The sequence below is a fragment of the Acinetobacter sp. SH024 genome, assembly GCF_000163635.1.
GTDB classification, from domain to species: Bacteria; Pseudomonadota; Gammaproteobacteria; order Pseudomonadales; family Moraxellaceae; genus Acinetobacter; species Acinetobacter pittii.
This window is the reverse complement of record NZ_GG753603.1, coordinates 46,500-65,810: the sequence shown is the minus strand read 5'-3', so window position 1 is coordinate 65,810 and position 19,311 is coordinate 46,500. Positions and strand designations below refer to the sequence as shown.

Annotated in this window: 16 protein-coding genes; 5 read left to right on the top strand and 11 right to left on the bottom strand. The window is 40.3% G+C overall.

Annotated elements, in window-relative coordinates; translation table 11 throughout:
• Positions 1-98: 98 nt before the first annotated feature.
• The 7 genes from hutG to hutC form a co-directional block, all read right to left on the bottom strand.
• Positions 99-1,019 (bottom strand): formimidoylglutamase, encoded by a 921-nt coding sequence (gene hutG, locus HMPREF0013_RS19110; protein WP_005804360.1) that lies wholly within the window; start codon positions 1,017-1,019, stop codon positions 99-101.
• Positions 1,020-1,029: 10 nt separating this feature from the next.
• Positions 1,030-2,235: an imidazolonepropionase gene (hutI, locus tag HMPREF0013_RS19105; protein WP_005804359.1), complete on the bottom strand. Its 1,206-nt coding sequence runs from the start codon at positions 2,233-2,235 to the stop codon at positions 1,030-1,032.
• 51 nt (positions 2,236-2,286) lie between these two features.
• Positions 2,287-3,699 (bottom strand): amino acid permease, encoded by a 1,413-nt coding sequence (locus HMPREF0013_RS19100; protein WP_005804358.1) that lies wholly within the window; start codon positions 3,697-3,699, stop codon positions 2,287-2,289.
• 64 nt (positions 3,700-3,763) lie between these two features.
• Positions 3,764-5,302 (bottom strand): histidine ammonia-lyase, encoded by a 1,539-nt coding sequence (hutH, locus tag HMPREF0013_RS19095; protein ID WP_005804357.1) that lies wholly within the window; start codon positions 5,300-5,302, stop codon positions 3,764-3,766.
• Between the two features lie 87 nt (positions 5,303-5,389).
• Positions 5,390-7,057: a urocanate hydratase gene (gene hutU, locus HMPREF0013_RS19090; protein WP_078210161.1), complete on the bottom strand. Its 1,668-nt coding sequence runs from the start codon at positions 7,055-7,057 to the stop codon at positions 5,390-5,392.
• A gap of 261 nt (positions 7,058-7,318) precedes the next feature.
• On the bottom strand, positions 7,319-7,894 hold the full coding sequence (locus HMPREF0013_RS19085; RefSeq protein ID WP_005804355.1) for a HutD family protein: 576 nt from the start codon (positions 7,892-7,894) through the stop codon (positions 7,319-7,321).
• Complete coding sequence (gene hutC / locus HMPREF0013_RS19080; RefSeq protein WP_002119291.1) at positions 7,891-8,643, bottom strand: histidine utilization repressor; 753 nt, start codon at positions 8,641-8,643, stop codon at positions 7,891-7,893. Before hutC ends, HMPREF0013_RS19085 begins: the two co-directional genes overlap by 4 nt.
• A gap of 352 nt (positions 8,644-8,995) precedes the next feature.
• Between hutC and HMPREF0013_RS19075 the strand changes: the two genes are divergently transcribed.
• Positions 8,996-10,108: an acyltransferase family protein gene (locus HMPREF0013_RS19075; RefSeq protein ID WP_025464154.1), complete on the top strand. Its 1,113-nt coding sequence runs from the start codon at positions 8,996-8,998 to the stop codon at positions 10,106-10,108.
• A 33-nt stretch (positions 10,109-10,141) separates the two neighbouring features.
• Here the strand turns inward: HMPREF0013_RS19075 and zigA are convergent, their stop codons facing one another.
• The 3 genes from zigA to HMPREF0013_RS19060 all read right to left on the bottom strand — a co-directional run bounded on the left by zigA (position 10,142) and on the right by HMPREF0013_RS19060 (position 13,789).
• Positions 10,142-11,407 (bottom strand): zinc metallochaperone GTPase ZigA, encoded by a 1,266-nt coding sequence (gene zigA / locus HMPREF0013_RS19070; protein WP_025464153.1) that lies wholly within the window; start codon positions 11,405-11,407, stop codon positions 10,142-10,144.
• Between the two features lie 142 nt (positions 11,408-11,549).
• A complete protein-coding gene (locus HMPREF0013_RS19065; protein WP_005804352.1) occupies positions 11,550-12,236 on the bottom strand; it encodes a D-Ala-D-Ala carboxypeptidase family metallohydrolase in 687 nt (228 codons plus the stop codon).
• Between the two features lie 164 nt (positions 12,237-12,400).
• Entirely contained in the window at positions 12,401-13,789 is a 1,389-nt protein-coding gene (locus HMPREF0013_RS19060; protein WP_002119258.1) for an amino acid permease, read from the bottom strand.
• 356 nt (positions 13,790-14,145) lie between these two features.
• Here HMPREF0013_RS19060 and fahA point away from each other — a divergent pair, with 356 nt between their 5' ends.
• From fahA to HMPREF0013_RS19040, 4 genes are all read left to right on the top strand, one after another.
• Positions 14,146-15,453 (top strand): fumarylacetoacetase, encoded by a 1,308-nt coding sequence (fahA, locus tag HMPREF0013_RS19055; RefSeq protein WP_025464152.1) that lies wholly within the window; start codon positions 14,146-14,148, stop codon positions 15,451-15,453.
• Entirely contained in the window at positions 15,440-16,072 is a 633-nt protein-coding gene (gene maiA / locus HMPREF0013_RS19050; protein ID WP_005804350.1) for a maleylacetoacetate isomerase, read from the top strand. The genes fahA and maiA overlap by 14 nt, the downstream gene beginning before the upstream one ends.
• A gap of 17 nt (positions 16,073-16,089) precedes the next feature.
• Positions 16,090-16,638, top strand: a complete 549-nt coding sequence (locus HMPREF0013_RS19045) for a VOC family protein (protein WP_002119119.1) — start codon at positions 16,090-16,092, stop codon at positions 16,636-16,638.
• A 294-nt stretch (positions 16,639-16,932) separates the two neighbouring features.
• Positions 16,933-17,712, top strand: coding sequence for an IclR family transcriptional regulator (locus HMPREF0013_RS19040; protein WP_005804348.1), 780 nt, complete (start codon positions 16,933-16,935; stop codon positions 17,710-17,712).
• 73 nt (positions 17,713-17,785) lie between these two features.
• Here HMPREF0013_RS19040 and hppD read toward each other — a convergent pair whose 3' ends face one another.
• Positions 17,786-18,841, bottom strand: a complete 1,056-nt coding sequence (gene hppD, locus HMPREF0013_RS19035; protein ID WP_002119157.1) for a 4-hydroxyphenylpyruvate dioxygenase — start codon at positions 18,839-18,841, stop codon at positions 17,786-17,788.
• Positions 18,842-19,311 lie beyond the last annotated feature (470 nt).

The window sequence follows — 19,311 nt, the reverse complement described above, 5'->3', positions numbered from 1 at the left end:
TATATTCCACATCTGACTTTAATAGACCAAGAACTTAAAAAAAAGTGCACATGAACGATCTCAGTGCACTTTTGAATTTCTACATTAAAAATTGTTTCTCAAGAAAACAAATATTGATAAACAATATACGCAGCCAGTTTTGCTGTTCTATTGTCTAAATCAAATTTTGGATTGCATTCAGCAATATCTAAAAGTTTAATTTTTCCAGTCTCTTGAATATGCTTAAAAATCGCTTCAAAAGTGGCTAAATCAATTCCTTTGACAGCTGGTGCACTGACCCCCGGTGCAACCGCAGCCGCGAAGACATCTAAATCAATCGTAACGTACAAACAGTCTACTTTTTCAATAAAAGCGTCAACCGCTGCAAGCACGTTTGGTAGGTTAAAAATATTAACCTCATGGTCACGTAAATATGAACAATTTAGAGCATCGGCTGTATCAAACAAAACTTTAGTATTGGCATGGTTGGCGACCCCAATACATAAATAATTAAATTGTTTTTGATGCTGTTCTGAAAGTCGAGCTGCCTGTAAAAATGGTGTTCCAGAGGTGGCATGCTCTGCTTCACGCAAATCAAAATGGGCGTCGAAATTAATAATGCCTATTTTTTTATCTGGTGCGTGGGCTTGTACATATTGGAACAGACCACTAAAGCTACCAAATGCAACTTCATGTCCACCGCCCAATACAATCGGCTTTAAACCATTTTGCAAGCTGTTTGCGACTTGTTCAGCTAACTCAGCTTGTGCTTGCTCTAAATTCTCAGATTCGCAGGTCACCGTACCCAAATCGACAATACTGACTGGGCGATGAATAGGTAAGTTAGCAAGTTGAGTACGGATTGCATCTGGTGCATCGGCAGCGCCAACTCGGCCTTTGTTACGCTTCACACCTTCATCAGAACTAAAACCAATCAGGGCAAATTCGGCATGTTGGGTTTTATTCATAATATGATGAATACGTTGGTGTGCTTCACCTTCGCCATCATGGCGGCCTTGCCATTTAAATGTGTGATTCATATGCCACCGTTTAAAAAATAACTTCTTTTCCATGCTGAACGACTCGCTTAGGCAAATCGCCGCCAAGCCAGTAAACAATTTCAGATGGATGCTCAATATCCCAAGCCACAAAGTCAGCGACTTTACCCTGCTCTAAACTGCCGTGTGTGTGCTCTAAACCGAGCGCTTGTGCAGCATGAATGGTGACACCCACTAATGCTTGCTCAGGCGTAAGACGGAATAGCGTACTGCCCATATTCAGCATTAAACGTAAAGAAAGTGCTGGAGATGTACCCGGATTTAAATCACTCGACAGCGCAATACGCACGCCGTGTTTAATAAGGCTTTCAATCGGTGGGTATTGTGTTTCACGCAATAAATAAAAGGCACCTGGTAATAACACTGCAACCGTGCCCGACTCTGCCATGGCTTTAACATCATCTTCAGTCATGTACTCTAAATGGTCAGCCGATAAAGCATGATAACGTGCTGCCAAGCTTGAGCCACCTAGCGATGAGAGCTGCTCAGCATGCAGCTTAACGGGTAAATTTAAAGACTGTGCTGTTTTAAAAACACGTTCGACCTGAGCAGGTGAAAATGCCAAATGCTCGCAGAACGCATCAACTGCATCGACTAAACCTTCAGCATGCAGTTTAGGTAGCATTTCTGTACAAATATGCTCGATATAAGCATCGCTTTGATCTTTGTATTCTGGCGGTAAAGCATGAGCAGCCAAGCATGTGCTTTTAACCGTCATCGGTAAAGCTTCACCAATTTGACGGATCACACGCAGCATCTTGCGTTCATTTTCGTAATTGAGTCCGTAACCAGACTTAATCTCGATAGTGGTTACACCGTCTTGTTGCATACAGCGAATACGTTTTAGGGCTGATTTCAGTAATTGTTCTTCGCTTGCTTCACGTGTTGCACGTACTGTACTGGCAATACCGCCACCGCTTGCTGCAATTTCAGCATAGCTCACACCTTGTAAGCGCTTTTCAAACTCAACACTACGGTTGCCACCAAATACGCTATGCGTATGACAGTCGATGAGCCCCGGGGTTACCCAAGCGCCATTTAAGTCAACTGTTTTGGAATAAGTGTCGGCAGGAAGTTCTTGTTGTTTTCCAATCCAGTGAATCAGATGCCCTTCTGTGACTATTGCTGCATCTTCAATATAGGAATATTGCCCATTTTGCATGGTCGCAATGTGGCAATTTTGCCAAAGTTTTTTCATTCGCCTTTCCTCAAAACTGCCCAATAGTTAAACCATTGGGCAGTTGACTTGTTAGCTTTCTATCTCGATGTTTTGCGGAATTGAATTATTTTGCTTTCCCGAATTTTGCTGAGGTTTGACCCAAATGCGATAAGCGATCATTAACAGAACAAGCCATGTGATTCCCACATAAATTGCAGGGCGTGAATCTGGGAAATAACCCATCATGACTAAAATGAACACCATAAAACCAATTGCAAACGCAGGAGCATACGGCCAACCAATAACAGGGAAATCCAATGCCTTAATTTCAGCAGTAGACAACTTACGGCGCATCGCAACTTGCGAAAGCAAGATCATGAGCCACACCCAAACGGTTGCGAAAGTTGCAATTGAGGCAATGATCATGAATACATTTTCAGGAATCAGGTAGTTCAGCACTACACCAATTAATAGCACGCCAGCCATAACCACTACAGTCATCCATGGCACACCATTACGTGATAATTTCTGGAAAACTCGAGGCGCTTGACCACGGTTTGCCATGCCATAAAGCATACGACCAGCACCAAATACATCACTATTAATCGCTGAAACAGCAGCAGTAATCACGACAATATTTAAAATTGTAGCTGCTGATTGAATACCCAAATTCTCAAAAATCTGTACAAATGGACTACCTTGGCTACCAATTTGATTCCATGGGAAAATCGACATCAGTACAAAAATGGTCAACACATAGAAAAGTAAAATACGTACTGGAACTGCATTAATTGCTTTAGGTAAGGTGGTTTTCGGATCTTGTGATTCACCTGCTGTAATACCAATAATTTCGATACCACCGAAAGCAAATACAACCACAGATAAACATGCAACTAAGCCTGCAATCCCATGCGGCATAAAGCCATCATAAATCCATAAGTTTTGAATACCCGGTACCACACTGCTATGGTCAGCATGGAAGCCGTAGAACATTAAACCGATTCCACCTAAAATCATGGCAACAATGGCGCTCACCTTGACAATAGAAAGCCAAAACTCGAGTTCGCCAAAGACTTTAACGTGAATGAGGTTAATTGCACCCAAGAACATAATCAGGGATAAAATCCAGATCCACCGTGGTACATCGGGATACCAGAACCCCATGTAAATACCAAAAGCAGTGACATCAGCCAACGCCACAATGATCATTTCAAAAACATAAGTCCATCCTGTCGTAAATCCAGCCAGCGGACCAATGTACTGTGAAGCATAGTGGCTAAATGAACCAGAGACAGGGTTTTGGACAGCCATTTCACCCAATGCGCGCATAACGATATAAATTGCAATCCCTGCAACGATATACGCAAGTAATACTGAAGGCCCTGCCATTTTAATGGCAGTTGCCGAACCATAGAAAAGCCCAGTTCCAATTGCTGAGCCCAATGCCAAGAAACGAATATGGCGGGTGTTTAAACCCCGCTGTAGTGTGGAGTTTTGTGACATTATAATCTCCAATCCTTGAGGATATTTAGTTAGATTCGGCCACTCCATGTGACCGTTTTATCAATCACACTTCAGATAAACTAGGGAGTAGTTTTGGAATAATTAACTCGTTTAAGCAGCCGCTTGAGAGTAATTCACTTGCTTGCTCAATATCAGGAGCAAAGAAACGGTCTTCACTGTAGTAAGGCACTTGAGCGCGCAAGATTTTACGAGCTTGTTCAAGTTTAGGCGAGCTTTTTAGGCCTTCACGGAAGTCTAGACCCTGACAAGCGCCTAACCATTCAACAGCTAAAATGCCACGGACGTTGTCAGCCATATACCAAAGACGTTTACCAGCATTCGGAGCCATTGATACATGGTCTTCCTGATTCGCTGAAGTCGGTAAGCTATCAACACTTGCTGGATGTGCAAGCGCTTTGTTGTCACTTGCAAGAGCAGCAGCGGTAACTTGAGCAATCATAAAGCCCGAGTTAACACCACCATTTGCCACCAAGAACGGTGGAAGTTGTGACATGTGACGGTCCATCATCATTGAAATACGACGTTCAGACAGTGAACCAATTTCTGCAATTGCCAATGCTAAATTATCGGCCGCCATTGCTACAGGTTCTGCATGGAAGTTACCACCAGAAATCACGTCACCTTGTTCAGCAAACACAAGCGGGTTATCAGATACAGCATTTGCTTCAATTTCTAGTACTTCAGCAGCCTGACGGATTTGGGTTAAACATGCACCCATCACCTGTGGTTGGCAACGTAAAGAGTATGGGTCTTGAACTTTGCTACAGTCTTCGTGTGAATGTGCAATTTCACTCGAGTCTGTTAAGAGATCACGATAAGCCGCAGCTACATCAATTTGACCACGTTGACCACGTACTTCATGAATACGAGCATCAAATGGTGCACGAGAACCCAGCATTGCTTCAACGCTTAAGCCACCACAAACTGTTGCAGCTGCAAATAAATCTTCCGCTTCAAATAAGCCGCGTAAAGCATAAGCGGTCGAAACTTGTGTACCATTTAAAAGTGCTAAACCTTCTTTAGCTGCTAAAGAAATAGGTTCTAAGCCTGCAACTTTTAAAGCTTCAACTGCTGGTAACCATTCACCTTTATAACGCGCCTTACCTTCACCAAGTAACACTAAAGACATGTGTGCAAGTGGTGCCAAGTCACCTGAAGCCCCTACTGAACCTTTCAGTGGAATGTGTGGGTAAACTTCGGCATTAATTAAAGCCAACAAAGCATCAATCACTTTACGACGAATACCAGAGAAACCACGCGCCAAGCTATTTGCTTTCAATAGAATAATTAAACGAACCATTGCATCATCAAGTGCTTCACCAACACCTGCGGCATGTGAAAGAACTAATGAACGTTGTAACTTTTCTAAATCTTCAGGAGCAATTTTGGTTGAAGCAAGTAAGCCAAAGCCTGTATTAATACCGTAAGCTGTACGTCCTTCATTTACAATTTTCTCAACGCAAGCCACGCTTGCATTAATTGCAGATGAAGCACTTTTATCTAATTTAACTTTGATCGGGTTGAGGTACGCTTGACGTAAATCGGCTAAGGTCAGTTTTCCCGGTTGGATCAATAATTCCATGTTGGCTTCCTAATTTTTTGCACTATATTCTGCTGAGACGGTGCTTTTCACAATTGCAAAAAGCACCGCTAGTTCTTCCATGTATTTTTATTGCGTGATCATTGGCAAGTGTAAGCCTTGCTCTTTGGCACAGTTAATCGCAATTTCATAACCTGCATCGGCATGACGCATAACACCTGTTGCAGGGTCATTGGTCAGTACGCGAGCAATACGTGCAGCAGCTTCATCTGTACCATCACACACAATCACAACGCCTGAGTGTTGAGAGAAGCCCATACCTACACCACCACCGTGATGTAAAGACACCCAAGTTGCGCCGCCTGCTGTATTGAGCAACGCATTTAATAAAGGCCAGTCTGATACTGCATCTGAGCCGTCTTGCATTGCTTCAGTTTCACGGTTTGGACTTGCAACTGAACCTGAGTCTAAATGGTCACGACCAATCACAACTGGTGCAGACAATTCACCGCTACGAACCATTTCGTTAAATGCCAAACCAAGTTTTGCACGTAAGCCTAAACCAACCCAGCAAATACGCGCTGGTAAGCCTTGGAAGCTAATACGTTCGCGAGCCATGTCTAACCAGTGATGTAAATGTTCATCATCAGGAATTAATTCTTTAACTTTGGCATCTGTTTTATAAATGTCTTCTGGGTCACCAGAAAGCGCAGCCCAACGGAATGGACCAATACCACGGCAGAACAATGGACGGATATAAGCAGGTACGAAACCTGGGAAATCAAAAGCGTTTGCTACACCTTCTTCTTTCGCCATTTGACGGATGTTGTTGCCATAGTCAAATGTTGGAACACCCATTTTTTGGAAATCAAGCATCGCTTGTACGTGCTTCGCCATCGACTGTTTTGCAGCTTTTACAACAGCTTCTGGTTCGGTTTTCGCACGTGCACGGTATTCATCCCAAGTCCAGCCTACTGGTAAGTAGCCATTAAGGGGATCGTGTGCACTTGTTTGGTCAGTCACCATATCTGGACGTACACCACGGCGTACAAGCTCAGGTAAAATTTCAGCAGCGTTACCATGAAGCGCAATTGAAATTGCTTTACCTTCTTTTGTATAGCGGTCAATACGTGCTAAAGCATCGTCTAAGTCAGCCGCTTGTTCATCTACATAACGCGTACGTAAACGGAAATCGATACTTGCTTGTTGGCATTCAATGTTTAAAGAACACGCACCTGCAAGTGTTGCAGCTAAAGGCTGAGCACCACCCATACCGCCTAAACCAGCAGTAAGAACCCAACGGCCTTTTAAGTCACCGTTGTAGTGTTGGCGACCTGCCTCAACGAAAGTTTCGTAAGTACCTTGTACAATACCTTGGCTACCAATGTAGATCCACGAACCTGCTGTCATTTGACCATACATCGCCAAAGCTTTTGCGTCTAACTCGTTGAAGTGTTCCCAGTTTGCCCAGTGCGGTACAAGGTTTGAGTTTGCAATTAAAACGCGTGGAGCATCTTTATGAGTTTTAAATACACCTACTGGCTTACCTGATTGAACTAATAACGTTTCATCAGTTTCAAGATTTTTTAAAGTATCTACAATTTTGTCGAAACATTCCCAGTTTCGTGCTGCACGGCCAATACCACCGTATACAACCAACTCTTTCGGGTTTTCTGCAACGTCCGGATCAAGGTTATTCATCAACATACGTAATGGAGCTTCAGTTAACCAACTTTTAGCCGTCAATTCAGTGCCGCGTGGCGCACGAATTTCTACATCACGAAATTTTGTTGTCATTGTTGTCACAGGCGGACTCCTTCCTTTGAGCTTACATCAGCAGAACATCACTTGTTTCTGCATTTGTATAGTAATGTATTAACTTGTATATACATCCATATACTACACAAATATTTTTCGGCGTGAAGAGGGTGACTGATATTTTTTTAATAAAATTGAATAAGCTTATGAATTAAATTAATTTATTTTTATATCAAGCATAAAAAAAGCACATATCTTTTCACGAGACATGTGCTTTTGAATAAGCAAATTACTTAAGTTTTATCGTTGAATTAGCTCCATGACATAGCAGCTTTTGAGTTGTTTTTTGGGAAAACTAATCGATGTCAAGCCAGCGTTTTTCTCAATTTTTAGTGTTTCTTGAGCAGCAAGCTGAACGGAATGATCATCAACGTTCACTTCCGTTTCACTACCCTGATTAAAAATGAAAATCAGGTCTGCCGAACTGATAAATGCCTGCTCCGCTGCATCATTCAACCACTGAAAACGAGCACGAAACTTTGCAGGATCATAAATTAAATTTAAATCTCGAATTGCACCGTCGAACAGTTCACTTTGGACCTGACTCTCGCCATGGAAAGCAAAAATATCACCTTGGTTCAGCGTTTTGGCAGGAAGATCATCGACATGCAATACCATACCCTGTCCATCGAGTACGCTAATAATGCGCTGCTTATTGGGAAATAGCGAAAATGGCCCAGAAGTGGTCACATCCGCCATCGAAATGCGCCAATCGAAATCAGCCTCACCTTGGCTTCTGGCAATTTCTAAAGTAAAACCTGCACCATTTTTCCAAAGCATTTTTGTATATTGATCGGCCCTGATCAATTCAATCATGGGTTAAATTTCCCTTCGAGATAATAGCGACTACCCGGATAGATCAAACGCGCACTTGAAATGAGTTGTTTATTTGACCATGTGCGACGGCGGATGAGTAAACACGGTTCAGCTTTAGTAATCTTCAACCACTTGCACTCTTGAGCAGATGCTAAAACGGCCTCGACAATGTGCTCGCCTTCTGTCACGGGAGCTTTTGCCATGAGGTAAGCATTTGGGGTAATGGTTTTAAAATCTTGTTGTAGATAATCTGGTATCAGTGCTGCATCAACCAAACGATCTTCGACCTGAACAGGTACATCATTTTCATAATGCACAATAATCGAATGAAATAATCTTTGCCCTTCACGAGTCTGCATTAACACGCTTTGCTCTGCATTTGCATAAATTTGTTCTAAGACTAAAACTTCAGCGTGGTGCTTATGGTTTCGTGCAATAATCTCATCGGCAATATTATTAATTTGAAAAAGTGCAGTTCGGCCTTGCCCTTCAGCAACGAATGAGCCAACGCCCTGAATACGAACGAGTAAACCCTCAGTCGTTAATTCACGAAGCGCACGGTTTACCGTCATACGGCTACAGCCGAGTTGATTAACGAGTTCACTTTCCGAAGGAATTTTTTTATTTACAGCCCACGAGCCTTCATAAATCTTTTGTGAAATCAGTTGTTTTACGCGTTGATATAAAGGAACTGGACTATCAGCTTCAATCGAAAGCTCAGTATGTTCTTGTTTTGATGTTCTGGGCATAACAAATACTCAAAAAGGCGGCAGGCAAAAAGGTATTTTAGTTGACATGCTATGTATATACAACCACATACAACATGTTAATTTATGAATCAAATAGATTTTAAAAAGTTTAAAAAATAAACATAGCTCGATAAGAGCTAATTTAAAGTTTTATGTAGAGAAATTCAAATATATTAGGATTTTATCAATATTTATTTAATAGTTATTTCTGCTAAGCCAGTGCCCCATCCAAGAAAACAAAAATATCATTTTTTCGGGTTTACGAAATGATGCTTAAAACTTTTATTTAAAATAACTGATCGATAGTATTCTTCTGCCACACAGTATATTAATAAAACTGGAAGCACATCGAATGCGTAATTATAAAATAGATATTCTTCGAGGAATCTCTATCCTTTTGGTTCTTTTACATCATTTTAATATTCCCTATAAACTTAAAGATACATGGTTAGGTTTTGATTTTTTAGGTGAAGCATTTAGCACAGTCATCGCAAGAAATGGAAATTATGGCGTCACCATGTTTTTTGTGATTTCGGGTTTTTTAATTACCCATCACACTTTAAAACGAGACAAACAATTTTCTGCAATTAACCTCAAGCATTTTTATATCCGACGGGCAGCGCGTATTTTACCGTGTCTGGTATTACTCATTTTAGGTGTAAGCATACTCGGTTCATTTGACTTAAAACCCTTTATGAACCAAGCACCGAATGGCATTGAAGTCTCTTATCCTTTAACCATATTTGCAGCTTTAACCTTCTGGATGAATATCCTGATTATTAAATTCGGTTGGGTAAACTACGCTTTGGGAGTGCTGTGGTCGCTCTCTGTGGAAGAAGTTTTTTATTTTGTTTTTCCATTATTGTGTCTACTCACGCGCAGTAATAAGGTCTTTATTGCTGTGCTAATTGGAGTCATTTTATATGGGCCTTATTTTAGATCTCTGCATTTTGGAGAAGAAAGCGGCGCTTATTTATATCATTATTTTTCAAGTTTTGATGGTATAGCGGTGGGCTGTTTAACTGCCATTTTTTCTCATAAATATCAGCCAAATTGGTCCTATAAAAAACCTCTTTCATGGTTGATTATTTTGAGTATGACCGCTCTATATTTATATGCACCAATTAAAGAAGTCAGTACATGGGGTATCAGCTTATTTGCTTTTGCTACAGGCTTACTTATTTTGTGTTTTCAGCATCCTTCCGAAACGCAAGCGCATAACTTATTTACCAAAGTGATGGTCTGGTTAGGGCAAAGAAGTTACGAAACTTATTTGTTTCATCTGGTTGTATTGGGCCTTATGAAAGTTGCGTTTATTCCTGCTCAAACCGACTCTAGCATCAAAATTATGCTTTTAATTGGCTATTTGGTTCTGACTTTTATCATCAGCGCAGCGATTGAAAAATATTATTCCACACCGCTTAACAGCTACATTCGAAAGGTTTTTATTAAAGACAAATCATAAAAATAAGCCCCTTTAAAATAGGGGCTTATTTAATTAAGCGATCAACATGGTTTCATCTTCTTGTTTAAAAGGGTTAGACCAGCTCTGCCAAACTTGTGGCCCTAAAGCCATTTCTTCATCGCTTAACAAGCAACGATCTAAGCGCTGTATTAACGCTTGCTCATCCATTTGCATACCAATTAAAACCAGTTCCTGACGCGCATCACCTGTGCGGGCATCCCAGTTTTTCTTAATTTGTTCAATGCTGGCTAGGTCACTCGGCCAGTCTTCTTCTGCAACGGCGGCCCACCAATAACCTGCCAAGCCATGTCGAGCCATTGCTCCCGCTTGTGACCATGAATAAGCCAATGTCGGTTCAGCAGCCAACCAGAAAAAGCCTTTAGAACGCACGACTCCCGGCCATTCAGCCTGAACCAAATCATAAAAACGCTCTGGATGGAAAGGTCGGCGAGCGCGGTAAACAAAGCTGCTGATTCCATACTCTTCAGTCTCTGGCGTATGCTCGCCGCGTAACTCTTTTAACCAGCCCGGTGCTTGTGCGGCTTCATCAAAATCGAATAATTGCGTATTTAAAATTTTATCTAAGGCAATCTTTCCAAATTGAGCAATTTCAATTCGGGCACGCGGGTTTAATGTTTTTAAAATGGCGATAAGCTGGTCTTGCTGAGCTTGGTCAATCAAATCAATTTTATTCAGCACAATCACATCACAAAACTCGATTTGATCAATGAGAAGATCGACTACAGTTCTTTCATCTTGCTCACCTAATGATTCGCCACGTTGTTGCAGTGAGTCAACTGAACTGTAATCTTTAAAGAAGTTAAAAGCATCGACTACCGTGACCATGGTGTCGAGTCGAGCGAACTCATTGAGTGAGTTTCCATCTTCATCTTCAAAGGTAAAGGTTTCTGCCACAGGCAGCGGTTCAGAAATGCCAGTTGACTCAATCACCAATTGGTCAAAGCGCCCTTCGTCGGCTAAACGTCTCACCTCAACCAATAAATCTTCTCGTAGCGTACAACAGATACAGCCATTACTCATTTCAACCAGCTTTTCATCCGTTCTTGAAAGCTCTGCCCCACCTTCACGTACTAATGCAGCATCAATATTCACCTCAGACATATCATTGACAATCACGGCAATACGGCGGCCTTCACGATTATTTAAAATATGGTTGAGTAATGTGGTTTTTCCTGCACCTAAAAAGCCTGATAAAACAGTGACGGGAAGCTTGGCAAATGAGTTGGCGATTGCAGTGCGCATGGCTTGATCTCTTCGAATAATATTTAAACTGATCATGGCTGGCCATCTAGGTATGGCCAGATCACAGGCGTAATCTATTTCTAAACCACAATAATGTTATGTTATAACATAACTATTGATCAAGTTTTTATTCCGCTTTTATTTAAATCAATTTACTTAGTCGTTGAAAAAATTGCTTTTATAGTCCCTGACAAATTGAGGTTCTATAGTGATGGTCAGGCCCCCATGCACGGAATCCTTGGCTATCAATATGAATTTGTCCTGAAGCATAAACACCTAGTCCCATCTTAAGCGCTTGACCTTTTGTCGCCCAGAACTGACAAAGTTTGGTTTTAGTTTGCTGAATATTGAACTGGTCTAAGTCGCTGGGCTGTTCTGGCCCAATTCTAAAATCAAGCGCTGCATTAAAGACATGTCGAGAAGCATCAGCACCACCTGCACAGCGGTTTAGAGACAACGCCCGGTAGACCGAAGTCACTTCAAAATCATTAATTACGCCATCCTCAACTAACGCTTTTAAAATGCTAAGCGTCGGAACAATATTGGACCAAATCTCCCGTGGTGGCACCGCGTAAGGCTCAACTCCACATTTTTGCCAATCGCGAGCTGAGCTTAATAATTCATGGTCTGGAACTAAATTGGCAAGCCCTTTTTGCTTAAGAAATTGCTTGTAAGCTTGTACAGCCTGTCGATGGTCTGCTGAAGCTAACCACGCAACATACGCCTCGGGTTGAGACTTTATTTTGACCACTGGTTTTGTAGGTTGAGGTAAAGGTGTTTGGGTATGCAGAGGGGTTGTTGGCTTGGGTGTTTGAATGCTACATGCTGTGAGAGATAAGAAAATTAAACCGAAATAACGCTTCATAAATATGCTCTATCTTCACCAAAAATGGGAAAATTGCTCATCATTAAATTAATGAAATGTTATATTATAACAATAATAAAATCCTTTAATTTCTGTTGCTAAATTTTAAAAATAAAAAAAGGACGCCTGTCAGACGTCCTTTTTAGATACAACTCAATAATTTATTAAATATCTGCTTCTAAGGCAGGTACAGACTGCTCAGCTTTTAATTTTCGGCGTTTAAATTGGTAAGCCACCATCAAACACAAGATCCAGCCAGGAATCATCATGACCGCAACACGCATATCTGGTGTTAAAGACATCACGACCAAAATACCCAGCATAAACAGTATGCATAGATAGTTGCTAAACGGATACATAAAGCTTGGGAACTTCGTTGTTTGCCCTTGGCGCTGCATATATTTGCGGAATTTTAAATGCGTCCATGAAATTACAACCCAGTTAATTACAATCGCTGCAACCACCAGCATCATGAGTAAACCAAATGCTTTTTCAGGGAAAATATAATTTAACAGTACACATAAAATAGTGACTGCCGCAGAAAGGATCACTGCATTGGTTGGAATACCGCGTTTATTAATACGTGCAAATACTTTTGGTGCATTTCCTTGTTGCGCAAGGCCTAACAACATACGGCTACTGCAATAACTTGTCCCGTTATAAACTGAAACAGCAGCAGTCAAAATCACAAAGTTTAATAACGTTGCAATTCCTTGGCTATCTAAAGAAGCAAATACCATCACAAACGGGCTTCCGCCTTGTGCCATTTGGTTCCATGGGAACAGCGAGAATAAAACAAAAAGCGTCGCAATATAGAAAATCAAAATACGGTAAATAATTTGATTCACAGCTTTAGGTAAAGTTTTATCAGGGTCACGTGCTTCAGCTGCAGTAATACCGAAAAGCTCAATACCACCGAAAGCAAAAATAATGACTGCCATTGCCATGACTAAGCCTTCAACACCAAACGGGAAGAAACCGCCAAGTGCCCAGAGGTTTGAAATGCTTGCCTGTGGACCTGCTGTGCCTGTTGCAAGTAGATATGAACCAAAGCCAATCATTGCAAGAATCGCTAAGATTTTGACAATAGAAAACCAAAATTCCATTTCGCCAAAAAACTTAACGTGTAGCAAATTAATGCCATTAATTAAGACAAAGAAGGCTAAAGCAGATGCCCACGTCGGGATTTGCGGCCACCAATATTGAATGTAAAGACCAATTGCGCTTAGTTCTGCCATACAGACGAGTACATTGAGTACCCAATAGTTCCATCCTGACATGAACCCTGCAAATGGTCCCCAATATTTGTAGGCAAAATGACTAAAAGATCCACTAACTGGCTCTTCTACCACCATTTCACCAAGCTGACGCATCATTAAAAAAGCAATAAATCCTGCAATGGCATAACCGAGGATGACCGATGGACCTGCTAATTTAATCGATTGTGATATACCAAGAAAAAGCCCTGTGCCAATCGCCCCACCCAATGCAATAAGCTGGATGTGCCGATTACTCAAACCATGTTTCAGGTTTCCTTGCTCTTGTGCTGACATATGATTATTCTCATCCGTGTCACGTAATTTTTTTCCAATAAATTACGTATATCATAAATTGATCAAACTTTCATAGAGATTCATGAAAAAATAATTGCGTAACTTTTCTCATGACCGCGAATGAAAACAGAAAATACAAGAAATGACAATTATTATGAAATGTGTAATTAAATTATGTATTGCGTAATTTTATGAATTCAGTATTATAGAGACATGAAGCCATTGGTTGTGCTCGGTCTATATCAAACTCATAAGACAAAAGATGATCTAAGCAAAGGTTAAAACTTATTGAGTAGCTCAGTCCTAGACCGAACTTTTATTTGTATAAGACCCGAGATAAAGACAAGGAAGCGAAAATGGAACAAAAACTAAACTCTTTTATTGAAGTTTCACCTCAATCAGATTTCACTATTCATAATTTGCCTTACGGTGTTTTTAGCAGAGCTAACGAAAGTGAGCGTCAAGTTGGTGTAGCTATTGGTGATTGGGTGATTGATCTCGCTGCTCTTGAAAAGCATGGTCTTTTAAAACTTTCAGAACAAGACACATACTTTAACCAGCCTACTCTGAATAAATTTATCGAGTCTGGAAAAGCCAACTGGTCAAAAGTTCGTAAGACACTACAGTCTCTTCTCTCGGTTGAAAATTTAACGCTTCAAGAAAATGAAGCATTGCGTCAGGAAGTTTTGGTTAAGCAAGACAGCGTTACTTTGCATTTACCACTTCAAGTATCTGGTTATACCGATTTCTATTCTTCTAAAGAACATGCCACCAATGTAGGCTGTATGTTCCGCGACCCTAAAAATGCTTTACTGCCAAACTGGACTGAATTGCCTGTTGGTTATAACGGCCGTGCTAGCTCTGTTGTCGTCAGTGGCACTCAAGTCGTGCGTCCATCTGGTCAAATTAAACTTCCAAATGAAGAGCGCCCAGTTTTCTCAGCTACGCGTAAACTCGATTTCGAACTTGAAACAGCATTTGTTATTGGTAAACCAACAGAGCTTGGCCAGCCGATCTCTATTGAAAATGCTTGGGATCATATTTTTGGAATGGTATTACTCAATGACTGGTCAGCACGCGATATCCAGCAATGGGAATATGTGCCTTTAGGCCCTTTCAATTCAAAATCATTTGCTAGTGCCATCTCACCTTGGGTAGTCACACTTGAAGCACTTGAGCCATTTAAAGTGGAAGGCCCAAAACAAGAGCCTAAACCTTTAACGTATTTACAAGAAAATATCGCGAATAGTTATGACATTAATTTGAGTGTTGAAATTCAAAGCCCGAAATCGGCACAAGCTGACGTGATTTGCCAAACTAATTTCAAATATATGTACTGGTCTATGGCTCAGCAGCTCACTCACCACACCATTGGCGGCTGTAACGTTCAGGTTGGTGATTTAATGGGTTCAGGTACTATTTCAGGTTCTACACCAGATTCGTATGGCAGCTTGCTTGAGCTTACATGGAACACCACCAAGCCTTTAACACTTGCCAATGGTGAAACTCGTGGTTTCTTGCAAGACGGCGATACACTCATTATGAAAGGTCACTGTGAGAAAAATAGTATTCGCATTGGCTTCGGTGAAGTTCGAAATACAGTCCTTCCTGCATTAAATTTCGATTTTGCAGAAACTTCGGAGCCTGACTATGAAGCTGTATAGTTACTTTCGTAGCTCTGCAGCCTACAGAGTACGGATTGGTCTAAACATTAAAGGATTAGCTTATGAGACTGTTCCAGTTCATCTGGTAAAAAACGAACAGCAAAGCGAAGACTATTTAAAGTTAAACCGTAGTGCTCTAGTTCCGACTTTAATTGACGGCGATTTAACCTTGTCTCAATCGTTAAGTATTTTGGAATATCTGGATGAGCAATATCTAGAAACCAAATTACTTCCAAGTGATGTGCAAGAGAGAGCCAAAATCCGTGCTTTTTCCCAAGCAATCGCTTGCGATATTCACCCGTTAAACAACTTACGCGTACTGAAATATTTAAAAAATGACTTAAATGTTTCAGATGAGCAGAAAAATTATTGGTATCAGCACTGGATTATTGAAGGCTTTCAAAATCTCGAACAGCTACTTCAAGATTCAAATGGACAATTCTGCTTTGGACAACAAGCAACAATTGCTGATTGCTGTCTGATTCCACAGGTTTACAACGCGAAACGCTTCAAGATTGATTTATCTGCGTTTCCAAAAATTGAATCGATTTATCACCATTGTTTGTCTATCCCAGCCTTTTATAACGCGGCGCCAGAACAACAACCAGATTGGGAATAGTAAAAAGGAGTTTTAATATGACATTTGCCATTAAAAAAATACATCACGTTGCATATCGTTGTAAGGATGCGAAAGAAACTGTTGAGTGGTATAAAAAAATGCTCAACATGGACTTTATTTTAGCTTTTGCTGAAGACCATGTGCCGTCAACTAAAGCCTTTGACCCATATATGCATTTATTCTTAGATGCTGGTCAAGGCAACGTTTTGGCATTTTTTGAATTGCCAACTCAACCAGAAATGGGCCGAGACGAAAATACGCCTCAATGGGTACAACATATTGCTTTTGAAGTTGAAGACTTAAATGCGCTGATGGCTGCCAAGCAACATTTAGAAGAAAATGGCGTGAAAGTTTTAGGCGTAACTAACCATGGTATTTTCCACTCAATTTACTTCTTTGACCCAAATGGCCATCGTTTAGAACTGACTTATAACGATGCTCATGCTGAAGAAAAAATTGCAAAAATTACTGAAGAAATGAAAACTGAAATGCTAGAGGAATGGAGCAAAACCAAACGCGCTCCGCACCATACTCATTTCTTGCATGAAGAAGAGTTAGGAACCTAATTTTTAAAGAGCGCACTAAAAAATCGGCATTGATTAGAATTGTTTTAAGAGCAGTTCTATATCAATGCCGATTTATATTATTTAAAACCGCTAAATTTCTAGAAAATTGCGCTATAAATAAGAGCATAGTGATTTTAGAAAATTGTTGGTTATTAAACATGTCAATTTCGCTAATAGAAAAAGGTGATTTCTATTTTTCACTAGGCTCAGGCATGATGTAAAACGCGCCAATTTCAATTTATGTTTTGATCGTCACTGTTTAACAGCTGAAGTAAATTTATTAAGGGTATTTAAATGATTGAAGAAAAAGTATCTGGGGGGGTTCAATCACTTGAAGTCGGTTTATCTGTACTAAACGCCCTTTTGGAACACAATCAACCTATTATTCTCAAAGATCTGTCTAGCAAGCTCGAAATGCATCCTGCCAAGGTTCACCGCTATCTGGTTAGCCTTATTCGTATGGAATATGCAAAACAGCTTGATGATGGGCAATATGCTTTAGGTGATCAGGCATGGCGCTTAGGTCTCAACTGTGTCCAGCATAGCGACACACTACAGCTGGTACAGCATTTAATTTATGACCTACAAAACAAAATTGGTTGCGGTATACAAATTAGTAAATGGTCACCAAAAGGCCCTGTCGTGGTTCAATCGATTGAATCAAACCACCCTATTTCGATTGTGACTAAAGTCGGCTCGATTATGCCTTTAGTCAATTCTGCTGCGGGACGTCTATTTGCTTCTTATCTACCAGAACATTTTGTTCGTCCCTTAATGGAAATAGAATGGCAAAAACATCAAGAGCTTGATCTGCACATCGCACCACAAAACTGGCAAGCATTTACAGAGCTTAAAGACACCATTCGCCAGCAACAAATGTCGGCAGCGAAAGGTGATTTACTGACAGGAATTAATGCGGTGGGTTTACCTGTATTTAACTCAAATCAAAGTATTGAGTTTTGTATTGTCGCACTAGACAGTGAAATGTTTTTACCAGTCGATCCTCATAGTAAAACGATTGAAATCTTGAAAAATGAAGTGAACCTCATCAATCAATATATTAAAAGCCGCTAATCAGTAGCCATAAAAAAAAACCAAGAGATCAAACTCTTGGTTTTTTTAAGATCAGGAATAAAGCTCAGCTTATTTATTTAGTTTCTAAAACACCACGGCGAATCTGGTCACGTTCAATCGACTCAAATAACGCCTTGAAGTTACCTTCACCAAAGCCATCATCATCTTTACGTTGAATAAATTCAAAGAAAACTGGACCAATCATGTTTTCAGAGAAAATTTGCAATAAAAGCTTTTTCTGACCGTCTTTAGTATTACCATCAAGCAAAATACCGCGCTGTTTTAATTCATCAGTCGGTTCACCATGCTCAGGTAAACGATCTTCTAGCATTTCATAATACGTATTTGGCGGCGGTGTCATGAATTTCAGACCAAGGCCTTTTAACTTATCCCAAGTCGAGATTAAGTCATCACAAATAAACGCGATATGCTGAATACCTTCGCCATTAAAGTCAGATAGGAACTCTGCAATTTGGCCGTTTCCTTTGTCTGAATCTTCGTTTAACGGAATACGGATCTTACCGTCTGGTGCTGTTAATGCTTTAGACGTTAAACCTGTATATTCACCTTTAATATCAAAGTAGCGAATTTCTTGGAAGTTAAAGATTTTTTCATAGAAGTTTGCCCAATACTCCATACGGCCTTTGTAGACGTTATGAGTTAAGTGGTCAATCTCATTTAAGCCTGCCCCTACTGGACGTTTCTCGGCATCATCAAAGAAAACAAAGTCATTTTCATAAATATCACGGTCAACTAAAAAGATTGGCATACCACCAATACCTTTGATTGCCGGGATGTTGAGCTCCATTGGCCCAACTTTTGAATACATTGGTTCAGCACCAAGTTCTACTGCTTTTTGGAAAGCTTTTGCTGCATCACGTGTTTTAAAACCCATCGCACAAGCAGATGGACCATGTTCATTAAAGAAGAATGAAGCATAAGATTCTGGCTGATAATTCAGGATAATATTGATATTTCCTTGACGCCATAAGTACGCTTCTTTCGATTTATGCTTGGCTACTTTTGAAAAGCCGATTGTCTCAAAAACTGGATCTAATTCATTTTCTTTTGAAACAAACTCAATAAATGCAAAACCGCATAATTCTAATGGGTTCTCTAAAATATCCATCTAGTTTCCCTCTGGTGATTACCTGTTCCGTTTATCTCTATTGCTGATGAACTCAGCTCCTTTCTCTATAGAATACGTTGCTATTGGGTGAAGACTTGAACCGTCAAATTGGCTTAACCCAACGCATCCTATGAGAAAAAAACGAGTCATTAAAACGAAGATATGATGAGCGTAAAGCCTTTAATGATTAATTTCCGTTCCATGTGGTGTTTGTTTTCCATACACACTGTCCTTTGTTATCTAAAAGTACGATTGAGATTTTTCAATAAACCCTTAAAAATCGTCTTTTCCTAAAAATCATTTATAGATTTATGGAGACCAACATCCTTGTTGGATCTCCAATGGCCATTTACCTTGAATTAGATGCTACTAAAAACAATTAAATTATGCAATACATAACTTAATTATGAATTGCATAATTTTAGTAATCTTTTAATTTGCCTGTTTTTAAAATCAATTGTCATATTCGA

What these genes read in the sequence shown, in the direction of transcription:
- HMPREF0013_RS19075 (WP_025464154.1), top strand. Translation starts at nt 8,996, where the DNA reads ATGCGTAATTATAAAATAGATATTCTTCGAGGAATCTCTATCCTTTTG.
- HMPREF0013_RS19045 (WP_002119119.1), top strand. Translation starts at nt 16,090, where the DNA reads ATGACATTTGCCATTAAAAAAATACATCACGTTGCATATCGTTGTAAG.
- zigA (WP_025464153.1), bottom strand. Translation starts at nt 11,407, where the DNA reads ATGATCAGTTTAAATATTATTCGAAGAGATCAAGCCATGCGCACTGCA.
- HMPREF0013_RS19040 (WP_005804348.1), top strand. Translation starts at nt 16,933, where the DNA reads ATGATTGAAGAAAAAGTATCTGGGGGGGTTCAATCACTTGAAGTCGGT.
- maiA (WP_005804350.1), top strand. Translation starts at nt 15,440, where the DNA reads ATGAAGCTGTATAGTTACTTTCGTAGCTCTGCAGCCTACAGAGTACGG.
- HMPREF0013_RS19100 (WP_005804358.1), bottom strand. Translation starts at nt 3,699, where the DNA reads ATGTCACAAAACTCCACACTACAGCGGGGTTTAAACACCCGCCATATT.
- hutC (WP_002119291.1), bottom strand. Translation starts at nt 8,643, where the DNA reads ATGCCCAGAACATCAAAACAAGAACATACTGAGCTTTCGATTGAAGCT.
- HMPREF0013_RS19060 (WP_002119258.1), bottom strand. Translation starts at nt 13,789, where the DNA reads ATGTCAGCACAAGAGCAAGGAAACCTGAAACATGGTTTGAGTAATCGG.
- hppD (WP_002119157.1), bottom strand. Translation starts at nt 18,841, where the DNA reads ATGGATATTTTAGAGAACCCATTAGAATTATGCGGTTTTGCATTTATT.
- HMPREF0013_RS19065 (WP_005804352.1), bottom strand. Translation starts at nt 12,236, where the DNA reads ATGAAGCGTTATTTCGGTTTAATTTTCTTATCTCTCACAGCATGTAGC.
- hutI (WP_005804359.1), bottom strand. Translation starts at nt 2,235, where the DNA reads ATGAAAAAACTTTGGCAAAATTGCCACATTGCGACCATGCAAAATGGG.
- fahA (WP_025464152.1), top strand. Translation starts at nt 14,146, where the DNA reads ATGGAACAAAAACTAAACTCTTTTATTGAAGTTTCACCTCAATCAGAT.
- hutH (WP_005804357.1), bottom strand. Translation starts at nt 5,302, where the DNA reads ATGGAATTATTGATCCAACCGGGAAAACTGACCTTAGCCGATTTACGT.
- hutU (WP_078210161.1), bottom strand. Translation starts at nt 7,057, where the DNA reads ATGACAACAAAATTTCGTGATGTAGAAATTCGTGCGCCACGCGGCACT.
- hutG (WP_005804360.1), bottom strand. Translation starts at nt 1,019, where the DNA reads ATGAATCACACATTTAAATGGCAAGGCCGCCATGATGGCGAAGGTGAA.
- HMPREF0013_RS19085 (WP_005804355.1), bottom strand. Translation starts at nt 7,894, where the DNA reads ATGATTGAATTGATCAGGGCCGATCAATATACAAAAATGCTTTGGAAA.